12 protein-coding genes are annotated in these 14115 nt (G+C 65.0%); 2 read left to right on the top strand and 10 right to left on the bottom strand.

What is annotated here, in order from left to right:
* Nucleotides 1–14: 14 nt before the first annotated feature.
* From IIB36_03095 to IIB36_03085, 3 genes are all read right to left on the bottom strand, one after another.
* The gene (locus IIB36_03095) at nucleotides 15–341 is read right to left on the bottom strand and encodes an iron-sulfur cluster assembly accessory protein (protein ID MCH7530733.1); all 327 of its coding nucleotides are present in this window, start codon (nucleotides 339–341) and stop codon (nucleotides 15–17) included.
* Nucleotides 342–1057: 716 nt separating this feature from the next.
* A complete protein-coding gene (locus IIB36_03090; protein MCH7530732.1) occupies nucleotides 1058–1276 on the bottom strand; it encodes a PadR family transcriptional regulator in 219 nt (72 codons plus the stop codon).
* Between the two features lie 6 nt (nucleotides 1277–1282).
* Nucleotides 1283–3700 (bottom strand): hypothetical protein, encoded by a 2418-nt coding sequence (locus IIB36_03085; protein ID MCH7530731.1) that lies wholly within the window; start codon nucleotides 3698–3700, stop codon nucleotides 1283–1285.
* A 353-nt stretch (nucleotides 3701–4053) separates the two neighbouring features.
* Between IIB36_03085 and IIB36_03080 the strand changes: the two genes are divergently transcribed.
* Together IIB36_03080 and IIB36_03075 are read left to right on the top strand one after the other, a co-directional pair.
* On the top strand, nucleotides 4054–4209 hold the full coding sequence (locus IIB36_03080; GenBank protein MCH7530730.1) for a hypothetical protein: 156 nt from the start codon (nucleotides 4054–4056) through the stop codon (nucleotides 4207–4209).
* Nucleotides 4210–4219: 10 nt separating this feature from the next.
* Nucleotides 4220–6019 (top strand): ABC transporter ATP-binding protein, encoded by a 1800-nt coding sequence (locus tag IIB36_03075; protein ID MCH7530729.1) that lies wholly within the window; start codon nucleotides 4220–4222, stop codon nucleotides 6017–6019.
* A 50-nt stretch (nucleotides 6020–6069) separates the two neighbouring features.
* Here the strand turns inward: IIB36_03075 and IIB36_03070 are convergent, their stop codons facing one another.
* The 7 genes from IIB36_03070 to IIB36_03040 all read right to left on the bottom strand — a co-directional run bounded on the left by IIB36_03070 (nucleotide 6070) and on the right by IIB36_03040 (nucleotide 14063).
* Nucleotides 6070–6801: a cytochrome c biogenesis protein CcdA gene (locus IIB36_03070; protein ID MCH7530728.1), complete on the bottom strand. Its 732-nt coding sequence runs from the start codon at nucleotides 6799–6801 to the stop codon at nucleotides 6070–6072.
* A complete protein-coding gene (locus IIB36_03065; protein MCH7530727.1) occupies nucleotides 6798–8327 on the bottom strand; it encodes a cardiolipin synthase B in 1530 nt (509 codons plus the stop codon). Before IIB36_03065 ends, IIB36_03070 begins: the two co-directional genes overlap by 4 nt.
* Before the next feature lie 132 nt (nucleotides 8328–8459).
* Nucleotides 8460–10910 carry an ABC transporter permease gene (locus tag IIB36_03060; GenBank protein ID MCH7530726.1) on the bottom strand — a complete coding sequence of 817 codons (2451 nt, stop codon included), beginning with the start codon at nucleotides 10908–10910 and terminating at the stop codon, nucleotides 8460–8462.
* A gap of 163 nt (nucleotides 10911–11073) precedes the next feature.
* Nucleotides 11074–12039 (bottom strand): agmatinase, encoded by a 966-nt coding sequence (gene speB / locus IIB36_03055; GenBank protein ID MCH7530725.1) that lies wholly within the window; start codon nucleotides 12037–12039, stop codon nucleotides 11074–11076.
* A gap of 46 nt (nucleotides 12040–12085) precedes the next feature.
* Nucleotides 12086–12586: a transcriptional repressor gene (locus tag IIB36_03050; GenBank protein MCH7530724.1), complete on the bottom strand. Its 501-nt coding sequence runs from the start codon at nucleotides 12584–12586 to the stop codon at nucleotides 12086–12088.
* Entirely contained in the window at nucleotides 12583–13023 is a 441-nt protein-coding gene (locus tag IIB36_03045) for a hypothetical protein (protein ID MCH7530723.1), read from the bottom strand. The genes IIB36_03050 and IIB36_03045 overlap by 4 nt, the downstream gene beginning before the upstream one ends.
* Nucleotides 13020–14063, bottom strand: coding sequence for a bifunctional oligoribonuclease/PAP phosphatase NrnA (locus tag IIB36_03040; protein ID MCH7530722.1), 1044 nt, complete (start codon nucleotides 14061–14063; stop codon nucleotides 13020–13022). Before IIB36_03040 ends, IIB36_03045 begins: the two co-directional genes overlap by 4 nt.
* Between the last annotated feature and the right edge of the window lie 52 nt (nucleotides 14064–14115).

The raw sequence follows: 14115 nt of genomic DNA, 5'->3' as shown, positions 1-14115 counted from the left end.
GCGCCGGCTGGGCGTCAAACCGTGAACGAGCTCCCGCACCCGCAACCGCCGCTCGCCTTGGGATTCTGGAAAGTGAAGCCCTGACCCATCATGCTCGTGACGTAGTCGATCTCGACACCTTCCAAGTACTGCGCGCTGAACGGGTCCACGAACACCTTCACGCCGTTGACGTCGAGCACTTCGTCGTCCGCTTCGGGACCGTCCTCGACGTTCAAACCGTACTGAAAGCCGGAGCACCCACCGGGTAGCACCGCAACGCGGACTCCAACGTCACCCTCGACGCCGTGCTCCCGTATGAAGTCCTGGACTTTTTCGCTCGCCGAACTCGTCATCGTCACCATGGCGCCGACATCCTCCTGATATCTCGATCTACCTGCCGTGGAGCCTCGGGTCCGTCTCCACAGCTCTGAATACCCACCCCCAAGGGCGAGGTTTCTGGCCTGAAAAGCTATCCGAGGCGAAAGACCGGGTCAACGCCGCGAATCCGACAGGATGAGGTCCGCCGCGCGCCTCAGATCGTCGGCGACCCACACCCCTTCGGGCAGCCTCTGCTGCGCCCGGTTGCCTTCGTGTGGGCGGGGGCCCTTCCTCGACGGGCTTCGTGAGCGTGAGCATCGTGTCGGAGCTCTTCGCGCTGGGGCTGCCGTTTGTGTTGCTGTGGCTGGATCTGCTCGCGATTTGCTGATCTGAGCCGATGATGATGCGGATTCGGGGCGGTCCTACCTGGAGGGCATCTCGACTGATCATCTCACCGGCGGCCCGTGGGTGATGTGGCCTGACACCCCATACGCGCATTTGATGATTCCGGTCGCCTCCAGGTAGCCAAACCGCATGACTGGCTGGGCCAGGGGCGCTCGGGCATGTCGAGGCCCAACTGATCGCTTGCTTCACGTGGAGTCACGGCTCGGCTTCGGGAGGTGCGCTGTCGGGGTTGCCCCGCTGGGCCTGCAGGGTCCCAACCTGCCATCCCAACACCGCTGCGGCCACTGCCGGATGAAGGACGTCCGCCAGTGCCTCAGGCGTCAGCACGCCGCTCGGACGAGTGGCTTCGCAGGAGCTACGCGAACACTCCAGCCGTAGCATCCGCGTTGGTGCTGAGCCACGCCCGATCCCGCATGCGCTTCAGCGTCGGATAGATCTGACTGCGCTCGGCGAACCAGAAGTGCTGGGCTCCTTCCCCGAACTGCCTGCCGAGCTCGTATCCCGTCGACGGCTGGGGCGAGTCGATCGCTCGAGTGTGCCAGGCTAGCCGCGCCCTGACCGTTCCGACTCGCATCTCCCATCAGTTTCGGAAGGTGAACCGGGAGCGCTCGAGCGTTTCGACCAGCGTCTCCGCATCGGCTTCCACGGCGACGCCGTTCGGCTCGTCGAAGTCGAGGAAGCGGACGAGCTCGAGTTGGGGGGCGTCGGACTGGCGGCCGTCCGCCCACATCCTCACGTAGTCGCTCGCCGAGATCCGTGGCTTGCCCATGATGAGGCGCATCTCGGGAATCCGTAGGAGGCCGTCGTAGGCACGGAAGATGAGCTCCGTGCAGACGAGCCGGTCGGTCGTCTCGAAGTCGAAGTCGAAGTCGTACTCCTTTCCGCGGTGGCTGAGCGCTCGGCTGAGCGCCTCGCGCAGATCCTCGTCGGATAGGTTCGGTCGTAGGACCGCAACGGCGTCCGCCTCGCCGACCGATCGCTCCAAGCTCGTGAAGATGACGCCCTCGCCGATCGCCTCGAGAACCGCGAAGTCGTCTCCCAGCTCGTTCTGTCCCTGGAAGTCCGCCATGTGGGGAGCGGCTCGGGGATCCATCGCGACCCCGAGCTCGAGCAGTTCTTCGGGGGACCCCAGATAGAGCGCCGCGTGGGGCCAAAAGCCAGGCAACAGGGCGTTGCTGATGTACCAGTTGCGTCGCTCGATGAGGATGTCACCCGGCCGCAGCTCGGCCCTGAGAGCCGCTAGTTGCTCCGGACTGATGAGTCCGCGATGAGGGGGGCGTTCCTTGAAGCGGAACCGACTGATCGCCATCGACACCATCGGCGTGACCTCGCCCACCGGCGCGCGAATCTGCTCGCGCAGCTCCCCGAACGCACGCTTGAGCCTGCGTCTTCCGATGTCGTCGAAGACTTGCTCGAGAGCCGGACGAGCTAGCGCGGCTCGCACGGCAAGGTCGCTCCATGGAGCTCCCCGGGGCACGCGACCTTCAGCGCGATCGGATTCGAATCGGCGCTCGGCCTCCTGGAGCTCGGCCATTACGGCCTGGTTCGAAAGACCGGCGACCAGGTTGCGGAAGACGCCTGGAGGAATGCCCCATGCAAGGTCGCCGAGGTCCAACTGTCGTCTCGTCGTCGGGTCGTCCCGAAACGTGTCGTAGATCACCCAAGCCTTTTCCACGAGGAGCGCCGCGGCGGTGTAGGCCGTCAGGAACGCACGCGCTTCGAGCGGGTCGTCCGTCGTGGCTGAAGTTTCCGTATTCTCTCCGCGGTAGAGCCAAACGGTCTTCAAGAGCGCCGAGCGCAAATCCAGGTAGACGAGCAGGAGGGAATTAATCTCGTCATGATCCGCCTGGGTGAGGAAGTCGCGCTCACCGCGTAGGAATTCCGCCCTCAGGTCGGCCATTTGCTCCTGCATGCGGTCGAGTTGTTGGGCAGCCAGGAGCACGCCCCGCGCGTCACGAAGGAGCTCGCGCTGGGCTTCCGCCGGGTCGGATGCGCGCGTCTCCTGCCACGGTGAAGGGCCGAGCGGCAGCCCCTGGATGTCACGGTCTACGTATCCCCTGATGAAGAGCACGGCTCCGGCCGTCAAGACTCCGATCACCGACACGCGAGCGACCGCGTGCCAGGTGCTCCGCCGCTTGAAGTGGGCCGGGAGCGGGTCCAATCCGAGCACTTCCTCGCGGTAGCGATTGCGCAGGAGGTCGAGACTCCCAACGAGCTCGCCTTGAGCATCTCGCAGGCGAGCGACCGCCTTCAGCTTGAACCAGGAAGCTGTGCGATCTCCCAGGTGGCCGACGATCGTCCGCATACGCCTGGCGTAGCCCAGGGCGAACAGTCCCGTTGGGATTAATAGCACGGCGAGCAGAAGCGTCGCGTCATTGGAGAACTGCCACGCAACCAGGCCGATGAGCCCGCCGTAGAACAGGGAGAATGACAGCGCACCGACGAGGAGATGGCTGCCTGTGAGCCTGCTCTCTGCCTCCTCAGGCGGTGTAGATCGTCTCGCGTACGTCCTGGTCACGAGGTAGGGGAGGAGGCCCGTGACGAAGCCGAACAGCGCCGGTATGGCACCCAAGAGAGCCTCGGTCACCGCCTGCACATGTCCCAGGACGCCCGGGAGGAGTCGGGAGGGCTCCTCCAACAGCCTTCGGTTGATTCCGGCCTCCTCCCGGAGGCGGTCATAGTGCTCGAGCGTTCGCTCCAGCTCGACCACGTCCTCGGGGGCCGTGCTCTGGAAGTGATTCAGGCACTCGGCGACCCGGAGGCTGAGCTCGTCTCGCATGGCCGCGGCCTGTCTCTCACCCAGGCCCGTGTCCCGAACTCGTCGCCAGTAGACTTCTGTAATGCGCACCGCCAGAGGCGCCTTCGCCGGATCCTCGGGCGGCGTGAGGTCGGGTTCCCCATGCGCGAGACCTAGAGCTTCCATCACGCTGCGGTAGGCCCGAAGCGCGGTCGCGCGGAGGCTCTCGCTGAATCCTCGCGGGTTGTCTTTCGGGTGCATTGGACGATGCCTTCCAACGGAGCAACTGACACTCAACAGGATAGGTGCTACGCGGAGCTATGGCGACCTGAGTGGTTCACGACGCGCACAGAAACAGAACCGCATCGGGCGGGACATAGTCGTCGCAACCGCTCTCTGGGAGCGCTTCTGACTATGTGATCGGGCAGGAGAGTCCACGATGCCCAGAGCGTCCGATTCGTCGATGCGGCTGGACCGGGGGTTCCGTTGTTCTGTGAGGCGGGGATCCTGCATAGCGCTTGTCGGTACGTGGAGGCACACGGATCTTTTCGGGCGCCGAACAGCAATCCGAGCGGACCGAACGCGGCAACGCACCCCCTACCCTTCCAGGCTCCATGCCTTCCTCCTCTTTCGACATCAAGCACCTTCGCCGTCGTTGCTCGGTCGCGATCGCCCTGGCGCTGCTGGTAGCGGCCTATACCTACGGAGCTGACGGAGTGCTCACCGGTTGGTCCGATCCCCGCCGCGGCGGCCGGGCGATCGCGTACTGAACAGGGTGCGATGGGCGAACTGCGAGCGATTCTTCCGTACTTCCGACCGTACATGCGGTCGCTGTACTGGGGTGTGGTGTTCGTCTTCTTCGCCAACCTGTTCCAGATGGCGGGCCCGTACCTCATCAAGCTCGCGCTCGACGGGATGGAGGACTCCGACCCCGACGTTGCCGCGGCGCGGCTCGCGACGTATGCGGGCCTGATCGTCGCGACAGCATTCGTCGGAGGGGCGGCGCGATACGGAATGCGTGAACTGCTCAACGGGATGAGCCGCCGTATCGAGTGCGATCTGCGCGACGACTTCTTTGTGCACCTCCTCCGGCTCGACGCGACGTTCTACGGCACCACGCGAACGGGCGATCTGATGAGCCGCGCGACGAACGATACCCTCGCGGTACGGATGGCAGTGGGGCCGGCGATCATGTACACCGCCAATACGATCGTAGGCTTCGTCTTCTCGCTCGCGCTCATGATCTGGATCAGCCCACGGCTCACGCTCTACGCCATGGTGCCGATGGTCGTGTTGCCACCGATCGTGTTGGGCTTCGGGCGCATCATCCACCGCCGCTTCGCGGAGATCCAGGAGCAGTTCTCCTCGCTCTCGACCTTCGTCCAGGAGAACCTGACCGGAGTGCGGATCGTGCGCGCATACACGCAGGAAGCCGAGCAAGCACGCCAGTTCGATGCCTACAACGACGACTACCGGCGGAAGAACATGAGCCTGGTGCTCTCGGCGGGGGCCTTCCATCCGGTTCTGATGCTGATCTCCGGCATCGCCATTGTGATCGTAACGTGGATGGGGGCGCTCGAGGTGATCGCGGGACGGATGACGATCGGGGACTTCGTCGCCTTCGGCTTCTACCTGGTGATGCTCATCTGGCCCATGATCGCGCTCGGCTGGGTCGTGAACCTGTATCAGCGCGGCGCGGCGTCGATGGGACGCCTGAACAAGATCCTGGCCGTGAAGCCCGCGGTCGAAGTGCCTCTGCGGCCGGCTTCCCTCGCACACGCGCTCGGTAGGATCGAATTCCGGAACGTCTCGTTCGCCTATCCGGACACCGATCGGGACGTGCTCCGAGGCATCAGCTTCGTCGTGGAGCCGGGAGCTACCGTCGCCATCGTCGGGCCCACCGGCTCGGGTAAGAGCACGCTCGTGGGACTGCTCGCTCGCCTGTACGACCCGACGGGCGGCGAAATCCTCCTGGACGGGGTGAAGCTCACCGACGTCGATCCCGCGGACCTGCGCCTGCGCATCGGCATGGTGCCGCAGGACTCCTTCCTGTTCTCGGCGACCATCGCCGACAACATCGGTCTAGGGCTCGATTCAGAGGAGCCGCTCCTCACGGAGTCCGGTGAGCCGTGCGACGTCATCGCGCAAGCGACGGGCATCGCTCAGCTTGCCGAGCAGATCGAGGACTTTCCGGACGGTTACGGCACGATGTTGGGAGAGCGAGGCATCAACCTGTCCGGGGGCCAGAAGCAGCGCGCCACTCTAGCTCGCGCCCTCGCGCGCGACCCGCTGATCCTCGTCCTGGACGACGCACTCTCCGCGGTCGATACGCACACGGAGGCGAAGATCTTGGAGGACCTACGCTCCGTGATGAAGCGACGGACGTCGTTCATCATCAGCCATCGTGTATCGGCAGTCATGCACGCGGACGAGATCCTCGTGCTCGAGGGTGGAGAGTTGGTGGAACGGGGGACGCACGCCGAGTTGATCAGCGGCCGCGGGACGTACGCGCGCTTGCTTCGGCGCCAGATGCTCGAGGAAGATCTGGAGTCCCGTCTGGCGACCAGCTCGGGAGACTGACCCGGGCTACGCCACATGGCCAAGTTCGTCCGGCGCGGCCGACGCAGCCACTAGATCCGATTATAGATGAAGTCCGGTGTCCAGCGTGCCAAGATCGCGGTCAGCGCCGTGAGCTGGCCAGTCAGGAGTAGGATGCCGAGCCCGATGAGCATGACGCCGGACGCCTTCTCGATCACGGGAATCCAGCGGCGGAAGCGCTTGAACCCCTGGAGAAACGCATCCAGCGCGAGCGACGCCATGAGGAATGGTATCGCGAGGCCAGCGGAATAGGCCGTGAGCAGCCCGACACCCGCCCACATCGTGTCCTGGGACATTCCGTACGTGAGAATCGCGCCCAGGATCGGCCCGAGGCATGGGGTCCAGCCGGCCGCAAATGCCATGCCGACACCTATCGTGCCGAGGTAGCCTGCCGGTTTGTCGTTGATGTGGATGCGCTTCTCGCGCATGAGCGGCGTGAGCTTGAACACACCGGACAGGTGCAGACCGAGCACGATGATGATCACGCCGCCGATGCGCGCGATCCAGAGCTCGTACTGCTTGAAGAACTGTCCGAGGAACGAGGCGGAGGCACCGAGCACGATGAAGATCGCGCTGAAGCCGAGCACGAACAGCAGTGAGTGGATGAACGTCGCTTTTCGGTTCACGCCCTCCTGCAGATCCTCGAGGCTCATGCCGGTCACGAGGGCCAGATAGCTCGGCACGAGCGGCCACACGCAAGGGGACAAGAATGAGAAGATTCCCGCCGAAAAGGCGACTATGATGCCGATGTCGACTTCGCTCACGGTGTCTCGCTTTCCTGTTCGATTTCCATGTCGAGTGCAGCAATGCGCTCCTCCGCCCGCGCGCGTCGGGCCTGAAGATACGCACGGATCCCCGTCGTGACCGCAAGCCACGCGGCCACGGCCCATACGATCCACCCCACCGCCGTCGGGAAGAACCACGCGAAGATCGCAACCGCGGCGATCATCACCGATACCGTCCCGAGCACCGTGCGGTCTTCGCGGCCCAAAGGCCGATCACCCGCAAGCGCCTCACCCAACGCAGCGCTCGCCCTTACAAGTGGGGCGAGAGTGATCTGCCCCGGCGGGTTGCCCAGCGTACGGATCTGCTGCTCCAACCGCTCCGGTACCGTGCCCTCCGGATCGAGCGATGCTGTCCGCGTCAACGACTGTGAAGACACGGGGTCAGGCACGACTGCTGTCCGGCCAGGAAGCACGATCTCGGCCGAGGAAGCCAGATCGGCGACGAACAACCCCTCGAGCTGCATCGCCAGGTCCGCATCCAGAACGCCGACATCGAGCTCCCAGTTCCCCATCAGGCTGGCCGAGTTGAGGTTGCTCGACCCGACACGGCACCAGAGACCATCGACAACCGAAGTCTTCGCGTGCATCATCGGCCCCTGCCACTCGAAGATGCGCACGCCCGACTCCAGCAAGAACCGATAGCCGCCGCGGGACAAGCTGCCCACCAGCGGCCAGTTGTTGTGGGCGGGTACGAGGATGCGCACGTCGACGCCCTGCTGTGCTGCAGCTCCGAGCGCCTCCGAGATCGACCGCGGCGCGACGAAGTACGCATCGGTGATCCAGATGCGCTGCCTCGCGCGCGCAGCGACCAGGTGGAGCGTTCGATACACACGCGTCTTGCCCGGCTCCCCTTCGATCAACCAGACGGGCGTCTCGCCCGCGTCAGGCGGGTGCGCAAGCGCCTGCTCCCGGACGATCGGCTCGCCGATTTCGCCCCAAAGCGACTCGAACGCGACGGCCGCCGCACGGGCCGCCGACCCACGTATCTCGACGCCGGTGTCCCGCCAAGGTGCCTCGCTCGAACTGCCGGCCCACTCGTTCCCGACACAGAATCCACCGACGTACGCGACCTCACCGTCAACGACGACGAGCTTCCGGTGATCGCGCTGGAGCACGCCGAACGCATCTCCCACGCCTAGCGACGGCCGGTTGAACGCGCACACTCGGACACCCGCCTGACGCAGCGGTTTCCAGTATTTGCGAGGGGTCGCCCAGCAACCGATCCAGTCGTACAGCAGAAAGACCGGCACGCCCTCTCGAGCCTTCCTGACGAGCGCCTCGCGGAACGCCCTGCCGACGCGATCGTCTCGGACCAGGTAGTTCTCGAAGTAGACGAAGCGTTGCGCCGAATTGATCGCCTCGAGCCAGATCTCGAACGTGTTCGGGCCCTCGAACTGGAGCCGGATGCGGTTCCCCTGCAGAGTGGGAGATCCGGTCGCGCGCTCGATTTCAGACCACGGGAAACCCTCAGCGGGCCGCGGTGGCACGGCGGAGGAGGGCTTCACGGCGGACGGTGTTGAATCGAGCGTTTCAGGCACTCGTAGGGTACCATTGGAAAGAGATCGGGGGCGACTGCTCTCGAAAGGTCGAGAGTCGCCTACCCCCGATCAACCCAGTGTGAGCCTAGGCTCGATCCATCACTCGGAACGCAACGCCTCCATCGGATCGACCCTCGTGGCCTGTTTCGCGGGCACGTACGCGGCGAGCAGCGCCACAATCGCCAAGATCACCCCCACGCCTGCGTACGTCGCGGGGTCGGTAGCCTCGACCTCGTAGAGGAGGCCGACGAGGAAGCGCGACAACGTCGCCGCAGCGACGCCACCCACCAACAGCGCGCCTCCGGCTAACAGCGCGCCTTCGCGAAGTACCATGCGCAGTACCTGCCCCCGTTCCGCCCCGAGCGCCATGCGCACCCCGAACTCGCGGGTCCTCTGGCTCACGCCAAAGGCGAGAACGCCGAGCACGCCGATCGCCGCGATAACGAGCGCGAGCAGCGCGAACGCAGCGAAGAGCGTCGCGTTCAAACGCTCTGGCGCAATGTTCTCGGCGCGGAGCTCCGAGAGCGTGGTGACGTTGTCGACCGGGCGATCCGCATCGAGCCCACCCACGATCTCGGAGACGCGCCGCGCGAGCGGACCGGGTTCTCCGCTCGTGCTGACGATGAGGCTCTGGCCGGCAATGCCCTGAGCTGCTGGCCGATAGATCGTGTGCGCGCCCGCCACGGACAGGCCGTATTCCCGAGTGTCTGCCGCGACGCCGACGATGCGGGTCCATGCACCCCAGGTACCATTGAAGTTCTGCGCCGCGATGCGACGGTTGATCGGGTCCTCATTGGGGAAGAGGTCCTGCGCCATGCGCTCGTTGATGATCGCGACGGTGTCGGAGCTGGCGTCATCCATCGTCATGAAGCCGCGGCCCGCCACGAGGGGAATGCCTACTGTCTGGAAGTACTCTGGCGAGATGAAGTTCCGCTGCACCATGGGGCTCACCACGCCCTCGGGATCCAGCCCTTCCACGCGGACGGTCAGGGGACGGAGTACGGTGTTCGGGCTCCACGGGGCCCGTGAGGCGTGCGCCACCGTGCGCACGCCCGGGAACTGGCGAATCTCCTCGACGACTTGATCCATGAGCAGGAGGTTCTCAGGCGCGGACATTCCGGTCGTATTCGGTGCCTGCATCGTAACCACGTTCTCGTATGCGATCCCGGTGTCGAGCGTCGTCAGGTTCACGAGGCTACGCACCATCAGCCCGGCACCGATGAGCAATGTGAACGACAGCGCGAGCTGGCTCACAGCCAGCAAACGTTGCAGGTGCTTCTTGGATAGGCCGACGACCCCGCGCGCGCTGCCGGCGGCACCGGCGGCGTTGCCGAGCCCCTGAACACCTGGCAGCGAAGGCGCCCACGCGAGCAGAACTGCGACCCCCACCGCGATCCCGATGGTGAAGAGCAGTACTGGCACTTCGATGCCGATCTCGCCCGTGCGCACCGTGAACCGGTTCGCGTATTGCACGAGCAAATCGAGCCCCGAGACCGCTAGCAAGAGACCGAGCCCCGCGCCCGCGAGCGACAGGACCAGATTCTCGGTGAGCAGTTGGCGCCGGAGTCTTCCCCTCCCGGCTCCCAGCGCCGCACGAACGGCGAACTCCTTCTCACGCCGCACGATGCGCGTGAGGGTGAGATTGGCGACGTTCGCGCACGCCAACAGCAGCACGAGCGCCACGGTTCCCATCAGGATCAAGAACGTGGGACGAGCATCCCTCGTGAGCTCGTCCTGCCAGAGTGCGGAGACGATGTCGAAGCCGGCCGCGTCGGGATAGGCGTCGGGGAACTGCTCGAGCATCGGCGCCTGCAGTGCCTTCAGTTCGGCTTGCGCCGCCTCGGCGGACTGACCCGGAGCCAAGCGAGCGAAGATGTCGGTCATGCGGTGGTTACGCTGGTCCTGCATGGTCGCGCTCTGGTAGTGCTCGTTCGTCGCATAGTTGACGAAGAAGTCCTGCTGTCCCGATCCAGTGTAGTGCGTGCCCGGTTCCAGTACGCCTACGATGCGCGTTGTCGTCGGCGCCGAGAAGGCGTACAGGCGGACCGTCTTGCCAATGACGTCGGGATCCGCGCCGAAGACGCGGGTCCAATAGTCGTGCGTGAGCAGAGCCGCCGGTTCGGCGTCGTCGCCATCGTCCTGCGGACCCAGCAGTCGCCCGATCGCCGGCGTGAGGCCGAGCACGTCGAAGTAGTTCGAGGTGACCAGGCCGCCGACCGCCCGATGGGGCTGGGCATCGTCGCCGACGACCGTGAAGCTCCAGTCGCCGTACTCGACGAACTGGTCGATCGTGCGGGAGCGCTCTCGGTAGTCCTGGACCTCGTTGAACGAGAAGCGAGCGTTTCTGACGCCCGCCTGAACAGCCGGCTGACGCACGTACAGGATCCGGTCCGCGTCCTGGTACGGGAGCGGCTCGAGCAGCACACCGTTGACGACGCTGAAGATCGCCGTATTGAGGCCGATTCCGAGGCCCAGCGTCAATACGAACGCGACCGTGTATCCAGGGGTCCGCACTAGGCCACGTACGGCGTGACGAAGGTTTCGCACCATGATGATCCCCTATCCCCACGTCCACATCACTCGGCCCGGGACGATCCCGGCACCGCTTCATCGGAGCAGAATGACGCCAAAGGCCGAAAGCGTCTTGAACGATTCCAACGTCGGCCTCAGCGCGTCGAATTTCAAGTCCGGCCGGCGGCGAGGGCCGTGCCAGTCACATCGTCAGGCGGCTCTGGAAGCGATAGCTGATGATTTTGTAGACCAGCTTCGCGACCATGAAGTCGGGTGCGTGTAGACCCGGCGTGGGCGCGAGCTCGACCACGTCGGCCGCAATGACGTCACGTTCCGCGAAGACCCGCTTGAGAAACCGGAGCGTCGGGTACCAGTCGCCGCCTCCTGGCTCCGGAGTGCCTGTGGACGGCACGAGAGAAGGGTCGAAGTAGTCGACGTCGAAGGTGAGATAGACCTTCGGCCCGAGCGCGTCCATCGCCCGGTCCATCCAGCTGTCGTCCGCCCACATCTCGTCGGCCCAGATGAGGGTCGAGCCACCATGCGCGCGCGACACGTCGACCTCCTCCTGGCTAACGCCTCGCACTCCGACCGCGCACACGTCCGCGCGGCCAAGCACGCGCGCCATTGCTGACGCATGCGAATCGCGGGTGCCCTCGAACTCCCCCCGCAGGTCTGCGTGCGCGTCCATTTGCAGAACCGTCAGCCGTTCCTCATGCCGCTCGGCCTGCGCAAGCACTGCCGGGGAGGAAATCGAGTGCTCTCCACCCAGCATGACGAGAAAGCGATCACCGCACACGTCGGCAACTCTGCCGTACGCCCGCCCGAGTTCTTGCATCGCTGGCTTCGCGCCGGCCCGGGTCAGTTCGAGCGAAGGAAGCGTATGGACACCGAGCACGCTGCCCGGCTCGCAGTCGAACTCCTGGTCGTGGAGCTCGACGTATCTGGAGGACTCGATGATCGCCCGAGGCCCGCGACGCGTCCCACTACCCCACGATGTGGTGGACTCGTAAGGCACCGGAAGGATGACCGCCGCCGACGTCTCGAAAGCCCCGCCGACCTCGTCGAGGCCCAGGAAGGTATGCGGCAGCTCCCACGACAACTCTGCCAACTCTGGTGGGACGCCTGGCGGAGCAGACAGAGCCGGGCCCGTGTTGCCGCGGCCGGCCACTTCCGGATCTCGTCGATTCGGCACTACCTTGGACCGCAGCGGACCGTCAAACCGTCTCGATCGGACAGGTCAAGCCTTCGCTCGGAAGCTCGACACCGGCTTCGCGGCACTCCTGACAGAGACCGTAGATCTCGAGCCGATGTCGGACCGGAGCGAAACCGTGCTCGCGCCGCACGCGCTTCTCCACGCCGTAGAGCTCGTTGCTCTCGAACTCGGCGACGCTTCCGCAGCTGAGGCAGATGAGGTGCTCGTGGATGGGGCGCACCGAGAGGCGGTGCTCATACCGTTTGAAGCCCTCGCCGAAGTCGTGCTCCTCGACGAGGCGGCTGCGGACCAGCAGGTCCAGAGTCCGATAGATGGTCGCCTTCCCGATCCGCTCACCCCGTGCACGAAGATCCTGCTCGATGTCGTCTACCGAGAGATGCTCGTCCGAGGCGAACACGACTTCCGCAACCGCTTCGCGCTGATGCGTGACCGGCAGCCCCTGTTCACGTAAGAAGCGTCCAAAGAGCCGGATGACCGGATGTGGGGCTAGGAGCGAACTCACGGATATCGCGCTTCGAAAAAGTCCATATCGACCTCCTCCAGCAATTGCTCGAACTTCTCGGCGGAACCGTGGATCTCCACTTCGCGAGCCTCCCCGAGTCCCTCCCCGCTGCGGCGCACGACTCCGGCCATTACGCTGGGAAAGCGATCGGGCGGCGCCTCTCCTTCCTGAGTGAACGACGCCTCGAACGTCACGCCCTTTCCGGTGTGCTCCGCTGTGTACGCCACGGTGATCATCACCCGTCGGTCTTCACCGACGAGGAAGGTACTCACAGCAACCAGGCCCTGTTCCCGCCGTCCCCGCCGAACCGGAGGGAAGATCCACAGCCGGTCGACCGCGTCCACACCGAGGCGGTCGCGCACTCGGATGAGCGACCGAGGCAGCGCCTCCGGAACACCTGGGTCGGCCGATCGGTCCTGCGCTCGAGACTGCGTCATCCGTCCTCTTTTTCTCCTTTGGCTGCGTCACGTACGACGGCCTTGCGGGTGGCCCCCACGACCCGCTCGATCGCGTGGTCCAGCGGACCAGGCACCATCGCCCCAGACGCCTTCACGTGACCTCCGCCGCCGAAGCGGCGAGCGAGCTTATTCACGTCCACCAGCCCTTTGGAGCGGAACGACACCTTGATATCGCCCTTGCTCGTCTTTCGGAAGAGCAGTCCGACTTGGGTTCCCTCAATCGACCGCGGGACATCCACCATACCCTCGAGGTCGTCTGCGGTGGCATTGAGCTCGTCGAAGGCCTCGTGCGGCACCGTCATCCACGAGATTCCATGCTCCGCATCGTATTCCAGCGTGCCCAGTGCGTGACGCAGAAGCTGGTACTTCTTCAGGGGCGCAGCGCCATAGACGCGCTCGTACACACTCTCGGGCTCAACCCCACGCTCGATCATGTCCGCCACGATCCGGTGGCTCGCAGAGGAAGAATTGGAGAACCGGAAGGAGCCGGTGTCGGTCAGGATCGCCACATAAATGCCAAGCGCGATGTGGTCTGTCCAGGGACCGTCCGCGGCATGGATGAGGTCGTATACCAACTCTCCGGTGGCACAAGCTTCCGGATCGCGGACAGAGATGCCTCCGATCGCGTGCTCACCGGACGACGGGTGGTGGTCGACGACCACCGTCGGAAGATCACGGATGAGATCGCGTACACGACCGATCCGTGGCACCTCACCGGTGTCCAACACCACCGCGAGGTCGGCCTGGTCGCACAGGTCACGCGCTTGGGACGAGCCCGCTGGAACGATCCATTCCTCACGCTCGATCAGGAAGCCTAACGAATCCGGAAACGGCGTCGGATTGATGATCCAGACCTCGGTCCCGTTGGCGCGGAGCCACGACGCGACGGCCGCTTCGGAGCCTGCCCCGTCCCCATCAGCGTTGAGGTGGGTCGTGAGTACCGCCCGCCGCGAAGCCAGCAGCGCGTCCCTGGCCTCGTTGACCATCGCCGCACGCGCCCGTGGCGTCCGGTAGCTCAAGTATGGTCTCCTGACCCTCGAGGAATAGATCAGTGAAGCTATCTCCATGTCG

The organism is Gemmatimonadota bacterium (assembly GCA_022560615.1).
Lineage (GTDB): Bacteria > Gemmatimonadota > Gemmatimonadetes > Longimicrobiales > Gaopeijiaceae > UBA1138.
The sequence above is the reverse complement of the archived record's forward strand: the minus strand, read 5'-3'. Positions and strand labels throughout refer to the sequence as shown.

Bases quoted from the DNA above. Each gene is read 5' to 3' on its own strand.
- IIB36_03080 (MCH7530730.1), top strand. From the start codon at position 4,054: ATGCCTTCCTCCTCTTTCGACATCAAGCACCTTCGCCGTCGTTGCTCG.
- IIB36_03095 (MCH7530733.1), bottom strand. From the start codon at position 341: ATGGTGACGATGACGAGTTCGGCGAGCGAAAAAGTCCAGGACTTCATA.
- IIB36_03075 (MCH7530729.1), top strand. From the start codon at position 4,220: ATGGGCGAACTGCGAGCGATTCTTCCGTACTTCCGACCGTACATGCGG.
- IIB36_03085 (MCH7530731.1), bottom strand. From the start codon at position 3,700: ATGCACCCGAAAGACAACCCGCGAGGATTCAGCGAGAGCCTCCGCGCG.
- IIB36_03060 (MCH7530726.1), bottom strand. From the start codon at position 10,910: ATGGTGCGAAACCTTCGTCACGCCGTACGTGGCCTAGTGCGGACCCCT.
- IIB36_03045 (MCH7530723.1), bottom strand. From the start codon at position 13,023: ATGACGCAGTCTCGAGCGCAGGACCGATCGGCCGACCCAGGTGTTCCG.
- IIB36_03090 (MCH7530732.1), bottom strand. From the start codon at position 1,276: ATGCGAGTCGGAACGGTCAGGGCGCGGCTAGCCTGGCACACTCGAGCG.